The sequence below is a fragment of the Halorubrum laminariae genome (assembly GCF_024494655.1).
Taxonomy (GTDB): Archaea; Halobacteriota; Halobacteria; order Halobacteriales; family Haloferacaceae; genus Halorubrum; species Halorubrum laminariae.
The window spans coordinates 170799-186268 of the sequence record NZ_JANHDL010000002.1 but is presented as its reverse complement, the minus strand read 5'-3'; the positions used below and the strand labels follow the sequence as shown (position 1 = coordinate 186268).

At 67.3% G+C, this 15470-nt stretch carries 18 protein-coding genes; 14 read left to right on the top strand and 4 right to left on the bottom strand.

All coding sequences use genetic code 11. The annotated features are described in order from the left end of the window. Window positions 1-12 precede the first annotated feature (12 nt). The 6 genes from NO887_RS03975 (at window position 13) to NO887_RS03950 (ending at window position 5501) form a co-directional block, all read left to right on the top strand. The gene (locus tag NO887_RS03975; protein ID WP_256417176.1) at window positions 13-537 is read left to right on the top strand and encodes a transcription factor; all 525 of its coding nucleotides are present in this window, start codon (window positions 13-15) and stop codon (window positions 535-537) included. After that, the gene (locus tag NO887_RS03970; RefSeq protein ID WP_256417175.1) at window positions 537-1232 is read left to right on the top strand and encodes a DUF2110 family protein; all 696 of its coding nucleotides are present in this window, start codon (window positions 537-539) and stop codon (window positions 1230-1232) included. Before NO887_RS03975 ends, NO887_RS03970 begins: the two co-directional genes overlap by 1 nt. Before the next feature lie 14 nt (window positions 1233-1246). After that, window positions 1247-2011 (top strand): DUF5803 family protein, encoded by a 765-nt coding sequence (locus tag NO887_RS03965; protein WP_256417174.1) that lies wholly within the window; start codon window positions 1247-1249, stop codon window positions 2009-2011. Window positions 2012-2116: 105 nt separating this feature from the next. Further along, a complete protein-coding gene (locus NO887_RS03960) occupies window positions 2117-2809 on the top strand; it encodes a competence/damage-inducible protein A (protein WP_256417173.1) in 693 nt (230 codons plus the stop codon). Window positions 2810-3104: 295 nt separating this feature from the next. After that, window positions 3105-4205, top strand: coding sequence for an ATP-NAD kinase family protein (locus NO887_RS03955; protein ID WP_256417172.1), 1101 nt, complete (start codon window positions 3105-3107; stop codon window positions 4203-4205). Window positions 4206-4334: 129 nt separating this feature from the next. Further along, window positions 4335-5501 carry an inorganic phosphate transporter gene (locus NO887_RS03950; RefSeq protein ID WP_256417171.1) on the top strand — a complete coding sequence of 389 codons (1167 nt, stop codon included), beginning with the start codon at window positions 4335-4337 and terminating at the stop codon, window positions 5499-5501. Between the two features lie 71 nt (window positions 5502-5572). Here NO887_RS03950 and NO887_RS03945 read toward each other — a convergent pair whose 3' ends face one another. Further along, a complete protein-coding gene (locus NO887_RS03945) occupies window positions 5573-6232 on the bottom strand; it encodes an undecaprenyl diphosphate synthase family protein (RefSeq protein ID WP_256417170.1) in 660 nt (219 codons plus the stop codon). A gap of 139 nt (window positions 6233-6371) precedes the next feature. On the opposite strand from NO887_RS03945, the gene NO887_RS03940 reads away from it, so the two are divergent. The 6 genes from NO887_RS03940 to NO887_RS03915 all read left to right on the top strand — a co-directional run bounded on the left by NO887_RS03940 (window position 6372) and on the right by NO887_RS03915 (window position 11726). Next, a complete protein-coding gene (locus NO887_RS03940; protein ID WP_256417169.1) occupies window positions 6372-6920 on the top strand; it encodes a DUF8056 family protein in 549 nt (182 codons plus the stop codon). Window positions 6921-6980: 60 nt separating this feature from the next. Further along, window positions 6981-7505 (top strand): DUF5812 family protein, encoded by a 525-nt coding sequence (locus NO887_RS03935; protein WP_256417168.1) that lies wholly within the window; start codon window positions 6981-6983, stop codon window positions 7503-7505. A 90-nt stretch (window positions 7506-7595) separates the two neighbouring features. After that, window positions 7596-8477 (top strand): protein translocase subunit SecF, encoded by an 882-nt coding sequence (gene secF, locus NO887_RS03930; RefSeq protein WP_256417167.1) that lies wholly within the window; start codon window positions 7596-7598, stop codon window positions 8475-8477. Further along, window positions 8477-10078: a preprotein translocase subunit SecD gene (locus NO887_RS03925; protein WP_256417166.1), complete on the top strand. Its 1602-nt coding sequence runs from the start codon at window positions 8477-8479 to the stop codon at window positions 10076-10078. The genes secF and NO887_RS03925 overlap by 1 nt, the downstream gene beginning before the upstream one ends. Window positions 10079-10320: 242 nt before the next feature. Continuing rightward, window positions 10321-11025, top strand: coding sequence for a metal-dependent transcriptional regulator (locus NO887_RS03920; RefSeq protein WP_256417165.1), 705 nt, complete (start codon window positions 10321-10323; stop codon window positions 11023-11025). Beyond that, window positions 11022-11726 (top strand): TMEM165/GDT1 family protein, encoded by a 705-nt coding sequence (locus NO887_RS03915; protein ID WP_256417164.1) that lies wholly within the window; start codon window positions 11022-11024, stop codon window positions 11724-11726. Before NO887_RS03920 ends, NO887_RS03915 begins: the two co-directional genes overlap by 4 nt. A 13-nt stretch (window positions 11727-11739) precedes the next feature. On the opposite strand, the gene rnhB is transcribed toward NO887_RS03915, so the two are convergent. The 3 genes from rnhB to NO887_RS03900 form a co-directional block, all read right to left on the bottom strand. Continuing rightward, window positions 11740-12453 (bottom strand): ribonuclease HII, encoded by a 714-nt coding sequence (rnhB, locus tag NO887_RS03910; RefSeq protein WP_256417566.1) that lies wholly within the window; start codon window positions 12451-12453, stop codon window positions 11740-11742. A gap of 64 nt (window positions 12454-12517) precedes the next feature. Further along, the gene (locus NO887_RS03905) at window positions 12518-12889 is read right to left on the bottom strand and encodes a 30S ribosomal protein S8e (protein ID WP_256417163.1); all 372 of its coding nucleotides are present in this window, start codon (window positions 12887-12889) and stop codon (window positions 12518-12520) included. Window positions 12890-12981: 92 nt separating this feature from the next. Then, window positions 12982-14616: a potassium channel family protein gene (locus tag NO887_RS03900; protein WP_256417162.1), complete on the bottom strand. Its 1635-nt coding sequence runs from the start codon at window positions 14614-14616 to the stop codon at window positions 12982-12984. Between the two features lie 107 nt (window positions 14617-14723). Between NO887_RS03900 and NO887_RS03895 the strand changes: the two genes are divergently transcribed. Together NO887_RS03895 and NO887_RS03890 are read left to right on the top strand one after the other, a co-directional pair. Next, window positions 14724-15143: an ArsR/SmtB family transcription factor gene (locus NO887_RS03895; RefSeq protein ID WP_256417161.1), complete on the top strand. Its 420-nt coding sequence runs from the start codon at window positions 14724-14726 to the stop codon at window positions 15141-15143. Next, window positions 15140-15418 (top strand): DUF7521 family protein, encoded by a 279-nt coding sequence (locus NO887_RS03890; protein ID WP_256417160.1) that lies wholly within the window; start codon window positions 15140-15142, stop codon window positions 15416-15418. The genes NO887_RS03895 and NO887_RS03890 overlap by 4 nt, the downstream gene beginning before the upstream one ends. The last annotated feature ends 52 nt before the right edge of the window (window positions 15419-15470 follow it).

Sequence of the window (15470 nt, the reverse complement as noted above, 5' to 3'; positions counted from 1 at the left end):
CAGTTTATCGCAATGGCTTTTGAGGATCTACTGAACGACCCCGTCATCCAGAAGTACCTCCACGAGCTGGTGGGGCCGACGGGGATGCCGGTCGCGGCCGCGCCGCCCGACGGCGAGGTCACCGACGAGGAGTTGGCCGAGGAGTTGGGACTCGAACTCAACGATGTCCGCCGCGCGCTGTTCATCCTGTACGAGAACGACCTCGCGACCTACCGCCGCGTGCGCGACGAGGACTCCGGCTGGCTCACGTACCTCTGGACGTTCCACTACGACAATATCCCGGAGAACCTCCAAGAAGAGATGTACCGGCTGCTCGACGCCTTGGAGGAGCGCGAGGAGTACGAGCGCACCCACGAGTTCTACCTCTGTGAGGTGTGTTCGATCCGCTTCGAGTTCGGCGAGGCGATGGACTTCGGCTTCGAGTGTCCCGAGTGCGGCTCCCCCGTCGAGGCGATGGATAACGATCGGCTCCGCGAGGCAATGGACCGACGCCTCGAAGAACTCCGCGAGGAACTCAACGTGGACGTGACCGGCTGATGGTCGTCCTCGCAACCAAGTGCTACGTCGCGGGCGACGCCCGTGACCGCGCGCTCGACGGCATGGGGTCGCTCGTCGCCAACGATGTCGGAGATCTCCACGTCGACTGGCAGATCGGCGTCCGCGACGACGGGTTCGTGCAGGTGGATCTCACCGGCGACGACGCCGAGGTCGCCCGCAACGTCCTCGCGGAGACGTGGGGAGAGATCGTCGCCCACGACGAGGGACTGACCGCGGGCGAGACGTACGTGGGGACCCTCGAATCGTGGGACGAAAACGGGTTCGTGCTCGACGCCGGCGAAGAGGTCGTCGTTCCCGCCGCTGAACTCGGTCTCGGCGTCGGGTCGCCGGAGCAGGTCGTCGAGCGGTTCGGGCTAGTCCAGCACCTCCCGATGCGGTTCGTCTACGGCGGCGACATCGGAGATCCGGACGCGGAACCGAACCGACTCGCCGACGCCGAGCGCGACCGCCTGTACGACTGGCAGCGCGAGAACGGCCGCGTGAACGTCAACTCGGCGACCCGCGGCGAGGTCCGCGCGACGGTGAACCGTGCGGGCCACGCTCAGGACATCGTCACGGTCGAACGGCTCGGCCTCTTAGAGCAGAGCATCGTCTGCACCGAGAACACGGACCCGCCGGGACTGCTCGCCGCCATCGGCTCGTACCTCCCGGCGGAGATGCGGTGTGTCGTCTGAGGTGACCTGACCTCGTGAACCGACGCTTCGCCCTCGCGGTTGCCGTCGTCGCGCTTCTCGCTGTCAGCGCCGGCTGTCTCACTTACGTCAACGACGGCGGCGACGTCGCGAACGCGACCCTCGACACCGAACCGCCGAGCGAATACGAGTTCGCGACCGATCGCGACGCCGCGTTCAACCTCTCGACGGGGACACAGTACACGGCTGTCTACAACGTCTCCGGCGTGGAGGAACTTCGGCTGTATCGGCAGACGCCCTACGCGGGCGACCAGCCGCTGGAGTTCGAGGCGTTCCGCTACCGAACAACCGACGGCGAGGTGTTGAACGGCACAGAGTTCCGCGCCGCGGGCGGCGAGGTTGAGCGGACGCCGGACGAGACGTGGATCCGGTTCGACGACGGGCTGGGTGGCGGACAGGTGGCGTTTTCGGCGACTGGATCGCCGCGGCGGTTCACCACGCTCACCTACGTCGAGGGGTCGTACGCGGTGACGCTGCCGCCGGGCTTCAGCACAGAGTTCCCGGTCGTGGGCCACGTCTCGCCGCGCGACTACGAGGTCGAAACGGTGGGCGACCGCGACCGCGTCGTCTGGGACGACGTGACGAGCGGATCCGTCGTCGTCCAGTCGTACCGCGAGACGGATCTGCTCGTCTTCGGCGTGATCCTCGCCGTCGCGATCCTCGCCGCGATCGTCGGAACGGTCTACTTCCGCCGGCAGCTCGAAGCCCTCCGCGAGCGCCGCCGAGAGATGGGCCTCGGCGAGTACGACGACGAGAAGTAGGTGGGAAAGAGCGGTCGCGTCGCGCTCGCGCGCCTATTGTCTCCGTACACGTCGGCGCGTCGCTCCCGGCCGTGTGCTTTTCTATTCCGCCCGTCTTGGTCGGGTATGGACGCTGCAATCGTCACCGTCGGGGACGAACTCCTCGTCGGCGACACCGAAAACACGAACGCGACGTGGCTCTGCGACCGACTCGACGCTCGGGGCGTGCGCGTTCGCCGAGTGACCGTCGTCCCGGACGAGATCGGCGAGATAGCGAGAGTCGTCAACGAGTATCACGCCGAGTACGACGCAGTGATCGTTACCGGCGGCCTCGGGCCGACGCACGACGACGTGACCATGGAGGCTGTCGCGGCCGCCTTCGGTCGCGACGTGGTCGAGAACGAGGAGGCGGCTGCGTGGCTCGAAGAGCAAGGATACAGCGCTGGCGACCTCACCGCCGAGACGACGCACCTTCCCGCTGACTGCCGACCGCTCGAAAACGAGGCGGGCGTCGCGCCCGGTGCCGTCGTCGAGGCAGTGTACGTCCTCCCGGGTGTCCCCCGAGAGATGAAGGCGATGTTCGAGTCCGTCGCCGACGAGTTTGAGGGGACGCCCACACACACGGTCGTCGTCGACGTCGACGAGCCGGAGAGCGCGCTGTTGGAGCGGTTCACGGCGCTGCAAGAGGAGTTCGACGTGAGCGTGGGGTCGTATCCCGGCGAGAGCGTCCGCGTGAAGATAACGGCGGCGAGCGCCGAGGAGGCCGAGCGGGCAGCCGAGTGGATCAGAACGCGGTCGACGCTCGTCGATTCGGCGTGATGGGGCGATCGTCGGGAATCGCCCGACTGTGACGCCGTCGACGAGGTTATCGGAAGAGGTACACGAGCCACGCGGCGGTGACGACGAGACTCGCGACGAGCACGGCGGTCGCAGTCGCGTCGATCGGCAGCGGTTCGGTCACGGCGGCTTCGAGTAGCATGAGTCGGGGTTGTTCTGGGGGCGTCTTAAGTATTGATCTTCGCTATCCGCCACCCCCACCGGCGTCGGTAGTGGGAGACTCCGATCGCCGTGGCCGACGCGCCCCGCTTAAGTTCTCGCCGTCGAAGAATCAGGTATGCACGTCGGATTCGTGATGAACCCGATCGCCGGCATGGGCGGTCGCGTCGGGCTCAAGGGCACCGACGGGAAGGTCGAGGAGGCGGTCGAGCGCGGCGCGACGCCGCGAGCGCCGGACCGCGCGCGCCGGACGCTCGACCGTCTCGCAGCGATTGCACCCGAGGCACGCGTCTCGACCGCCGCCGATCCGATGGGCGAAACGCTGGTCCGCGAGGCCGGCTTCGAGCCCGTCCGGATCGTCGATCCGTTCGACGGCGACGCGCCGGAACCGACCGAGACGACCGCCGACCACACCGCCCAAGTCGTGCGCGCGTTCGCGAGCGCTGGAGGTTCCAACACAGTCGATCTCGTCATCTTCGTCGGCGGTGACGGCACAGCGACAGACGTGGCGACCGCGCTCGACGGCACCGAGGTCCCGATGCTCGGCGTCCCGGCCGGGGTGAAGGTGTACTCGTCGGTGTTCGCGGTCTCGCCGGAGGACGCCGCGGAGATCGCGGCGACGTTCTCACGGACGGAGCGCCGCGAGGTGATGGATATCGACGAGGACGCCTACCGCGCTGGCGAGGTCCACCCGGAACTCCGAGCGGTTGCATCCGTCCCCGTCGCAGACGACCTCCAGTCGTCGAAACAGACTGCGAGCGGGACCGTCGAATCGCTGGCCGAGGGCGTCGCAGACGACATCCGCGCCCGCGACGGCGAGGGGGTCACCTTTGTCCTCGGCCCGGGGTCGACTGTCGGCGCGATCAAGGCCGAGCTCGGGTTTGAGCCGTCGCCGATCGGCGTCGACGTGTGGCGCGACGGCGAGGTCGTCTCGCGTGACGCGGCGGAGTCCGAGATCCTTGCCGCGCTCGGCGACGAGAACGTCATCGTCGTCTCGCCAATCGGCGGGCAGGGATTCGTCTTCGGCCGGGGAAATCCGCAGCTGTCGCCCGCCGTCATCGAACGCTGTGAGGTTCAGATCGTCGCCTCCCGGTCGAAGCTCGACGACGTGCGCGCGCTCCGCGTCGACACCGACGATCCCGATCTCGACGCCGAACTGGCCGGGTGGGTCCGCGTTCGCGTCGGCAAATTTGAAACGCGGATGATGAAGATCGCCTGACTGGCCCGCACGTCGCGTCCGGGGTCGTGCCACACCTCGAACGTGACGCGTCTGGGCTCGCGTCGTACTCGTCGAACGGAACGCGCGAACCTGTTCGCTTAACCCACCGTGGATCGTGTGTTCGTGTATATGGTCGAGGTTCTGCTTCTTATCGGGTTGGTGGTCGCGGCGTTCGTCGGGTACAACATCGGCGGGGCGACGACCGGACCGGCGTTCGGGCCGGCGGTCGGCGCGAACGTGATCTCGAAGGCGGGTGCGGCCGCGCTGATGTCGGTGTTCTTTTTCGTCGGCGCGGGGACGCTCGGACAGCGCGTCGTGACGACGCTTGGCGAGGACCTCGTGACAGGCGCGAACGTCTTCACGCTCGAAACGAGCATCGTCGTCCTGTTTTTCATCGGCGGCGCGCTGTTCGTCGGAAACTTCGCCGGCGTTCCGGCGTCGACGTCGATGACGGCGGTGGGCGCGATCGCCGGGCTCGGGCTGGCGACCGGGACGCTCGATCTCGCGGTGATGGGCGAGATCGCGATCTGGTGGATCGTCGCCCCGATAATTGGGTTCTGGGTCTCCGGCGTCGTCGGACGCTACTTCTACCCGACGATCGACGAGTGGGTCGCGATCGAGAGCACGGAGGGCGCGCTGTTCGAGTTCGACCGATCCGGGCTGATTCCGCGTCCCGTACCGGGACCGAACACGACCCGCCGCGAACTCGTCGGCGGCGCGGTCGTCATCGCTATCGGCTGCCTGATGGCCTTCTCGTCGGGCACGTCGAACATCGCCAACGCCATCGCGCCGCTCGTCGCGCTCGACGGCGTGGAGATGGGGCCGATGATTCTCCTCGGGAGCGCGGCGGTCGCGGTCGGCGCGTTCACGATCGCTCGGCGGACGCTCGACACGCTCGGGAACGACATCACCGACCTGCCCTTGACCGCCGCGATCGTCGTCGCCTGCGTCTCCTCGGGGATCGTCATCACCCTCTCTGCGGTGGGGATCCCGGCGTCGTTCGTCATCATCGCGACGATGTCCATCGTCGGCCTCGGCTGGGGGCGCGCGACCCGGACCGTCACGGTCCGGCAGGGGATCAGCGGCGAGAAGGAACCGACCGTCTCCGTGGGCGCGCTCGCGGCCGACGAGACAACGGACATCGGCGAGGGCGACCCGTCAGACATCCCCTCTGCGTCGGATCTGTTCAATCCGAGCACCAGCGCGCGTGTCGTGCTGATGCAGAACGTCGTGCCGCTCCTCTCGACGATCGGCGCGCTCGTGACGTTCACGCTGCTGTTCCAGTTCGTGTGGTAACGCCGATCTCCCGATGAAACGCGGCGGTCGGACCGGCGTAGTAGAGTGTGTGCGACCGGACCGCTACGATCTCACCGGCCGAACCGCCGCTGTCGGTCTTGGTAGTCCAAGACCGCCCGGAGGTAGTCGCGCCGCCTGAAGTCCCGCCAGTTCACGTCGGTGAAGTATAGCTCCGCGTACACCGACTGCCAGATCGCGAAGTCGGAGAGCCGCTCCGCGCCGGTCTTGATGAGGAGGTCGGGCTCTTCGGGGAACACGAGCCGGTCGGAGATGTCGTCGGCGTCGATCGAGTCCGGGTCGACGGTGCCGTCGGCGACGTCTTCGGCGAGTTCGCGAACCGCGCCGGCGAATTCGGCCTTTCCGCCGAGCCCCACGGTCGCCCGGATCGGGGGGTCGTCGTCGGTGTCTCGGTCGTCGGCGTCGTCGGCGTGCGTTGCCCCCGAGCCGTCGCGGTCGGCCTCGGTCGGCCCCCGAACGACGAGCGGCTCGGGGGTGTCGAGTCGCCGAAGCTCACGCGTGAGCGCGGGCACGACGGACTCGTCGAGCACGGACACCGAGACGGTGACGCGCGTCGCGCCGTACTCGAAGGCCCACCGGAGCGCGTCGGCGAGGGTGTCGAACGCGCCGTCGGCGAGCAGGTCGCGCTCGGTGATGACGATCGCGACGTGCGAGGGTGGATCGCCGTCGTGGAGGCGGTGACGGACCGCGAGATACCTGTCGTACAGTCCCACGTCGGATCGATTCTGCGCGGTCGAGTATAAATTGTCGGCGTCGACGTGGACACGTTGTGGACGCGACGCGTCTGTGCCGCGGCGATTGACCGCGCGCGACGACGAGGGGTTTAATTCGTCGTCGCCCGTAGCGCGGGCGATGGCAGACAGCTACCGCGGCGTGTTCGGCGCGATCCCCTACGCGATCCGTCACACCGACTCGTGGACCATGCGTCTATACGGGGTCGTCGGAGCGCTGTCGGCCGGGTTCATCGCGCTCGTCGTCACGCTCGGGCTCGTCGTGTGGATGGGCGAGACCGTCGGCGTCGAGAGCGGGACGTTCCTGTTCACGCGGTCGCTGTTCGTGGTCGCCGGATTCGCCGCGGTCGCGCCGCTTCTCGCTCCGCTGCTCTTCGTCGCGCGTCGACACCGGCGAGGCGTCGCGGTCCGTGACGACTACGACCGCAACCTTGCCTACGGCGGGTTCTGTTTTTTAGCCTCGCTGTACGTCGGGATGATCATCTCCGCACCGGCCGATCTGCGCGAGCCGACAGAGTCGGCCGTGTTGGGCGCGCTATACGCGCTGCCTCGGCCGGCCGCGGTCATCCCGCCGCTCGCGGCCGCTGCCCTCGTGTTTGCGCTCCACTTCCGGCTCCGCGGCGAGTCGCGGCCAGACGCGGCCGGCGGGACTGATATAGACTCGGAGTAGCGATCGATCCGCTTCTGCGGCTCGAAACCCCGAAGGGCCTCGGCGGCGTACGGACGGGCGATGACCGATGAGACGGCACGCGAAGGAGAGTCGGATCGCAGCGACGACGCCGACGAGGCCGCCGGCAAGGAGAGCACGTTCCTCGTCACGCACGTCGAGGCCGACTCGGCGGTGCTGAAAGACGTCCACGATGGACAAGTCCACACGCTGAGTTCGAATCCCGGGCTCGACGAGGGCGACGCGATCGAAGCGACCGTCGCGCCGGACCCGCCGATGGAGGTGACCTATCAGGTGATCGAGGTGGCCGAGCGGCGGAGCCTCTCGATGAGGGAAAGCGAAGAGCCGCCGACGGTCCACGAGCGCGAGCTGGCGGCGGAGACGTCGACCGGCGAACTGGCCCGCGAGCCCCGAGCCGGCGTCGGTGAAGTCCACGTGCTGACGCCGCCCGAGGAGGACACGCGAGACGCCGTCGACGACGTGCTGGCGGACCGCGAGGGAACGCTCGCGCGCGCCGCCCGGCTGGGCGTGAACCGCGTCGAGATCCGGTCGGAGCCCGGCGTCGTGAGCGTTCGATACCTGCCATGAGCCCATACCTCCCGTCACCTGCGTGAGCGACCCGGATCGCGCGCACCCGAGTGAGAAGGCTTATTCGAACCCGCGCGGGAATCGGTGACTATGGTAGCGATCGAGGTACCGGAAATAAACTACACCGAGTACTCTAACCGGCAGCTCGTGGCGGTCCCGCTCGCGGTCCTCGTTCTCGCCCTCGCGATCATCGGCGGGTGGTATCTCGTCACCGGTGCGCCGGCGGACCTCGGGTTGGAGTTCACGGGCGGCGTGGAGCTCCGCATCGCCGACGACGGCGATAACGTGGAACAGCAAATCGAAACCGCATTCGAGCGACAGCCGGACTCGGTCCGGTCGATCCCCGCGGACGACGTGTACGTCGTCACCTTCCGGGCGGCAGACGACGACCCCGAGGGGCTCGCGAACGACCTGTCGACGCAGGCGGACGAGGCGGGATTGACGACCGAGGCGGTCGATCAGGTATCGCCGAGCTTCGCCAGCGACACCGCGCGCACCGCCATCTTCGGTGTCGGGCTGGCGTTCCTCGGGATGAGCGTGCTCGTGTTCGCGCTGTTCCGGACGTTCGTCCCGTCGATCGCGGTCGTCGCCTCCGCGTTCTCGGACCTCGTGATCCCGATCGCGGTGATGAACCTGCTCGGGATACAGATGACCCTCGGGACGATCGCGGCGCTTTTGATGATCATCGGTTACAGCGTCGACTCGGACATCCTGTTGAACAACTCCGTGTTGCGCCGGACCGGCGACTTCTACGAGTCGGTGAGCCGCGCGATGCGGACCGGCGTGACGATGACGCTCACGTCGATGGCCGCGATGATCGTCATGGCGATCGTCGCGGCCGCCTTCGGCGTCGACCTCCTCCGGAACATCGGGATCATCCTCGCGGTCGGGCTCTGTGCCGACCTCATGAACACGTACCTGCTCAACGTCTCGCTGCTCCGCTGGTACAAGTTTGAGGGGGTGAGCCGCTAATGCTCGAACCGATCAAGAAGAACTGGCGCATCCTGCTTCTGGTCGTCGTCGTACTCGGGGCGACGGTTGCGCTTTTCGCGCCGCAGTTCGGCCCGCAGACCGCGCCGGGCGAGAACGCAAGCGAGGCCCAACAGGGAATCACGAACCTCCAGTACGGGCTCGACCTAGCCGGCGGCACACGCGTCCGAGCGCCGCTCGTGGGCTACACGGCGACCGGCGTCGACTTCGGAGGCGACACACCCGTAGAAGTCGAGGAAGCAGTTGCCGCCGAACTTGATGACACCGGCGCTCGCAACGTGGGAACGTACGTCGAGGACGACGCCCGACAGGTCGAGGTCACCGACTCCTCGGTGAGCGAAGAGCAGTTCCGCGCCGCGATGGACGCGGCGGGATACGGATACGAGGACGTTAGAGCGGGCGTGACTCCCGAGACGCGCGATCTCGCTCAAGAGATCATCCAAGGGAAGATCAACGAGGCGGGTCTCTCGGGCGGGAGCGTTCAGCAGGTCCAGTCGATCTCCGGGCGGTACTTCATGCTCGTCGAGGTGCCCGGCGAGGGTCGAGAGAACGTCGTCTCGCTGCTCCAAGAGCGGGGAACGGTCCAGATAGACATCGCGTACCCGTCTGATAACGGTACCGCCGTCCAAGAGGCCGTCCTGATCCAAGACGACTTCGAGAACATCGGCACGGCCACGCAGCGCGAGGGGACGACGCAGTCGTACGTGCCGGTCACGGTCCGAAACACCGCCGCCGACGGCGACCAGTCGCCGGCACAGGGCTTCCAGCAGGCGGTTACCGACCGGGGATTCCAGTCGGCGTATCAGTCACAGCAGGACCGCTGTGAGTACAACTCGGAGACGGGCGAAATTGGGAACGACAACCCGTGTCTCCTCCTCACCGTCGACGGTGAGGTGGTGAACTCCTTCGGGATGGATCCGGATCTCGCGGACAGCATGGCAAGCGGCGCGTGGGCGGACACCGGGAGCTTTCAGCTGACGACCGGCGACTTCGCCACCGCGGAGACCATCTCGGTCAACTTGCGGGCCGGTGCCCTCCCCGCCGAACTCGACATCAGCGGACAGGGGACTTCGAGCACCATCTCGGCCGCACAGGGTGAAAACTACAAGAACTATTCGCTTGTGACTGGGATCCTTGCGGTCTTGGCGGTCGCGGGTATGGTGTTCCTCCGCTACCGCGAGCCCGCGGTGGCGTTGCCGATGATCGTGACCGCGCTCGCCGAAGTGTACGCGCTTCTCGGCTTCGCCGCGCTGGTGAGCTACCCGCTTGAACTCGCCGTGATAGCCGGGTTCATCGCCGTGGTTGGGACCGGCGTCGACGACCTCGTCATCATCGCCGACGAGGTGATGAGCGAGGGCGAGGTGAACTCCCGGACGGTATTCGACTCCCGGTTCCGTCGCGCGTTCTGGGTGATCGGCGCGGCCGCCGCGACGACCATCGTCGCCATGTCGCCGCTCATAGTGCTCTCGCTCGGCGACCTCTCCGGGTTCGCGATCTTCACCATCCTCGGCGTGCTGATCGGCGTGTTGATCACCCGCCCCGCCTACGGCGATATCCTCCGCCGGCTACTTACCATCCGCTGACGCCGGCCGAGACTCTTCTGTTCGTTCGCGCGCGGCAGTCCGCACTGTCGTTCCGCGCACCACCTCGTTCGGACCGATTCGCGTACCGCACGTCCCGCCGTACCGATCCGCACGTCGCGCTCTTCGTCGCACTGATCCAAGCGCGAGCGTCTGCGTCGGGTTCGCGCCGAGTTGGTTTCGGTGCCGATACGGATGGGCTGCCGATCCGACAAACTATTATTTTAGACTAATCTAAACCGTCTATGCCCACCGACACCGTCGAAGATTATCTCAAGACGATATACCGGATCGAGTCCCGGACGGGGCCGCCGGTCGCCACCTCCGCGATCGCGGAGGCGCTCGGGAAGGCCCCGGCGACCGTGACGAGCATGCTCGAAACGCTCGAAGGCCGTGGGCTCCTCACCCGCGAGAAGTACGCGGGCTCGGAGCTGACGCCGGCGGGCGAGGTCGCCGCACTCGAAGTCGTCCGCCGCCACCGACTCATCGAGGCGTTCCTCTCCGAGCAGTTGGGATACGAGCCGAGCGAGGTCCACGACGAGGCGGATGCGCTCGAACACCACGTCAGCGAGGAGTTCACCCGCCGCGTGGAACGCGCGCTCGATTACCCGTCGGTCGACCCCCACGGCGACCCGATCCCGCCCGAGGATCTGTCGACGCCGGAGACGACCGGGACCGCGGTGCTCGCGTCGCTCGAACCGGGGTCGCGGGTGGCGGTCACCCGCGTGAGCGACCGCGATCGGGACGTTCTGGAGTTCCTCTTCGATGCCGGCATCACGCCGGAGACGACCGTCGAGGTCGTCGATGTCACGTCGTTCGGGATGGTGACGGTCCGGACCGACGACGAGACCGAACACGACCTGCCCGAGGCGGTCGCCGAGTGCGTTCACGTCGCCCGGCCCACGGAGACCGGCGGCGTCGACGACGGCGTGGAGGCGGGAGGCGCATGACGGGGTACGCGGAGATCGTCGTGATCGCCTTTGCGGCCCAACTGGCGGTGCTCCCGGGCGAGAAGGTCCAGCTGATGATCGCCGGGCTCGCGACGCGGTACGACCCGAAGGTCGTCGTCGCGGCTGCCGGCTCCGCGTTCGCCGGGTGGACCGCCGTCGAGATCGCGTTCGGACGGGCGCTCCAGGCCGCGCTGCCGCCGCTCGCGCTCGACGCGGTGACCGCGACTCTGTTTTTCGCCTTCGCGTTCCTGCTGTACCGGTCCGCGCCCGCACCCAGCTCGGGGTTCGGTGACGCCGAGCGGACCGACGGGGGGCTCGCGGCGTTCGACGATCTCTCGCTTCCCGGACGTTTCGACCGCTACTCGGGGTCGTTCGGCGGCTTCTTCCCCATCTTCCTGCTGACCGCGACCGGCGAGTTCGGCGACAAGACCCAACTCGTCACCATCGGGCTCGCGGTGCAGTACGGCGCGACCTCCGCGATCTGGGTCGGCGAGATGTTCGCCATCATCCCGGTGAGCCTCGCGAACGCGTACCTGTTTTCGACCTTCGCCGGGAGGTTCGACATGCGGCTCGCGCATCTCGGATCCGCGCTGCTTTTCGCCTTTTTCGGAGCCGACACCGTGCTCTCGATGGCCACCGGATTCTCGGTCTGGGACACGTTCGTCGGCGCGGTCGGCGGGTTGGCGTCCGGGCTGGTGTGAACCCCCGATCGCCTCAGAACTCGTCGAGCGCTGACTGTTCGGCGGCGGCCAACGCGTCCTCGCACGTCGCCCACGACCGCCGGGCGCAGTCTGGCACGTCGCCGTGGTCCGCGACGTACTCGCGCAGGAACGCCCGTGTCGCTGGGTCGCTCGGGTAGCCGCTTCCGAGGTCGCCGTATTCGTCGTACGCAGCGTCGATCGCGGCCATTCGTTCGTCGCGGGCGACCTTCGCGACGACGCTCGCGGCGGCGACCATCGGGTCGTCTTCGTCGGCTCCGTGCGCAGCAGTCACGTCCACGGGCGGAATAGGATTCGCGTCGTCGGGGTCCACGTCGCCGCCGTCCGCGTCGACGAACTCGCGGAGCCGCCGCTCGAATCGCCCTTCGTTCGTGTCGCCCGCGTCGGCGACGACTCGCACCGGCTCGTCGCAGTCGGCCGCGACAGATCCGGACAGCGCGATCCGTACCGCCCGAGCCTGCCCCCTGACAGTGAGCGTGTTCATATCCGTGTCGGGACGATCGATTTCGGCCGGGTCGACGAAGGCGACGCCGATCGCGACCTCGTCGAGTGCCGCGATCTCGGTGTCGAGCGTCTCGCGCCGCTCGGGCGAGAGCCGTTTCGAGTCGTCTACGTCCGCAGGCAGATCCCCGGGATCGGCGAGCACCGCCGCGGCCACCATCGGCCCGAGCACGGGTCCCTTGCCGGCTTCGTCGACGCCAAGATACACGCGTCGGTGGTCGTCGTTCACGAATAAATACGTTCAGAAACGGCGGCGCGTTCGTCGGATATCGCTACTCGATGAGGACGGCGTTGACCTGTCCGGTCTGGCCGGGGCGCGACGTGACGCGAGCGCGACCGGCAGATGTCTCGATGATCGCTCCCTTCGTGACGATGTTCCGGCGGGCGTAGTTGACGTTCGAGGGATTCTCGACGACGTTCTCGATTTCGGCTTCGTTGACCGTGCCGTCGTCGGCAACCTGCGCGACGTTTGTCGAGAGCGCGCGGACCTTCTTCTCAGTGCCGCGGGAGTCGATGTACTGGACTCGGGTCTCGCCGACGGTCGTCTCGGCGGGCTCGCGGCCGAGCTGGTGGCGCTTCTTGTTCGCGGCGTGTTTGAGTCGGCCGCCAGTTCGCTTGCGTGTGGAGCGTCCTTGGTCTTTCATACAGAGGTGAACAGCCAGCGAATACTTGAAGCGTTCGACTCGCTCCGGACCGAACCGGGCGGGACGGGGTCCGAGCGTCGCGGGACACGCGATCACGCGAACCGCCGCTCGAACTCGCGAATCCCGTCGTCGGTCCCGACGACGACAACCTCGTCACCGGGCTCGATTCGCGTGTCCGGGCCGATGTCGGTGATCGTCTCGGCGTCCCGCTCGATCGCGATGACGGTGCAGCCGGTCGCCTCGCGGACGTTCGCCTCGGCGACGGTCCGTCCGGTCAACCTCGGTGCCGCGCTCTGGATCACCTCGATGTGTTTGTCGAGCGAGAGCACGTCGCGTCCTTCGAGGACGTGCGAGGCGCACAGCCGACCGGTTACCGTCGCGAGCGCGAGCACGTAATCGGCACCCGCGCGGTGCATCTTGGGGACACTCTCGCTCTCTTCGACCCGCGCGAGAATCTCAACGTTGGGTGCCAGATCGCGGGCCACGAGCGTCGTGAACTCCGCCACCGTGTCGTCGGGGAGCGCGAGCACGACCGTCTGCGCATCTTCGATGCCGGCTGCCGCGAGCGTCTCCGGATCGGTCGCGTCGCCGACCACGTCGACGCCCTCGGCGTCCGCCTCGTCGACGACCGTTACCGGAATGGAGGCATCAGTTAGGGTGGACGTGACGGTGCGTCCCACCTGTCCGTAGCCGATGATGACGGTCTCGCCAGCGCCAAATCGGCGGGTCGGTGAGTTGCTCAGGTCGACGAGCCGTTCGAGTTGATCTTCTCGCCCGGAGACCAATAGCACGGTTCCCGAAGATAGTGTCGCGTCTGGCGGCGGCGCGGCTTCGAACTCGCCGTTGAACCACGCCCCGATCACGTTGACGCCGGTTCGTGCCCCGATCCCGCTGTTGGTGAGCGTCGTCCCGGCGAGTTCGCTTCCGTGGTGGATCGACACCTCCGCGAGCCGAAGCGAATCGCCGATCAGGACCGCCTCGTCGAGGTCGGTGTGCACCGCGGTCGTCACCTTCGAGGCGAGGCTCTCGCCGAGTAGCGCACGGGGGGAAAGCACCTCGTCAGCGCCGGCGAGTTGGTGGTACCGCTCGCGGTCACGGTTCTCGACGACGCTGATGACGCGGATGTCTGGCGAGATCTCTTTGGCGGCGAGAACGACGCTCGCGTCGACCTGATCGGAAAGGTCGGTGACCAGCGCTCGCGCGGTCGTCAGGTTCGCGCGTCGGAGTCCCTCGGTGGACTCCGGATCGGCGCGGATCACGTTGTGGTCTTCCTCGTACAGCGCCACCGCGCGGTCGGGGTCGGGCTCGACGACGACGTACGGGATCGACTCGGAGGCGAACTCGTCGAGCAGCGCGTCCGACCGCGAGGTGTCCGCACAGACTATGACGTGGTTTCCGAGATCGTCGCCGATCTCGCGGGGGACGGTCGTCGAGAACGCCGCTTCGAGGAGCGGCGTCACGACGACGGGTAGCGCGCCGATGAGGAGCACCATCCCGACGAGGTCCATCACGGCGATGAACGCGTTCATTTGTTGGCTCTCCCACGGAGCATCGCCCCCGAACCCGGTCGTCGAGAACATCTCGACGGAGAATCGGAGCGCCTCGATGAGCGTGCGCGGATCGTTCTCGTACACTCGCATTCCCCACCGATACGCGAAGGCGGTGATGAACAAGACAGCGAAGACGAAGACGGCGTACCCGACGACGCGACGCTTCCACGAGTCCATAGAATCGGGATACGCCACCCACTCACAAAAACGGGGCGTGTGTGTCCCGGCGGTCGCCCGACGGCGAACGTCGAGGGTTTAAGATTCGCGGGCGTCGAAGGGGACACATGGTGCGGACCCCGCCGCGCGAGCGGGCCTCTCCGTCGGTCGACGAGGTGCTCGACGCGCTGGCCGACGACCCCTCGCGGCGGATCGTCACGGCGCTTTCCGAGCCGAAGACCGCGAGCGAACTCTCCGAGGAGTGCGATATTCCGCTGTCGACGACCTACCGCAAACTAGAGCGGCTCACGGAGGCGTCGCTGCTCGAAGAGTCGACCGACATTCGCCGCGACGGGCAGCACACGACGCGGTACTCGGTCGCGTTCGAGAGCGTGACAGTCTCCGTCTCGGACGCCGGCGAGGACAGCGACGCCGAGACCGACACCGGCGACGGGGAGCGCGAGTTCGACGTGTCGTTCACGCGCCCGGAGCGCACTCGGGACGAACGCTTGGCCGACCTGTGGTCGGAGCTACGCGAGGAAACATGACAACGCACATCGACCTGCTCATCATCGTCGCAAAGACCGCCATCCTCGTGCTCGGTGGCAGCATCACCTACTACGCGCTCCGTGCGTACGGACGGACCGGTGACCGATCGCTACGCGCGCTCGGTATCGGGTTCGGCATCGTCACCGTCGGCGCGCTCGTCGGCGGGGTATCCCACCAGATAATCGGGACCGACCTCGCCGTTGGAATCGCGGTCAACAGCCTGTTGACCGCCGTCGGATTCGCCGTCATCATCTATTCGCTGTACGTTGAGTGAGTTCGGCGTCGTCCGCTCGGTGTCTCTGTCTGCCGGACTGGAGACCTAGACC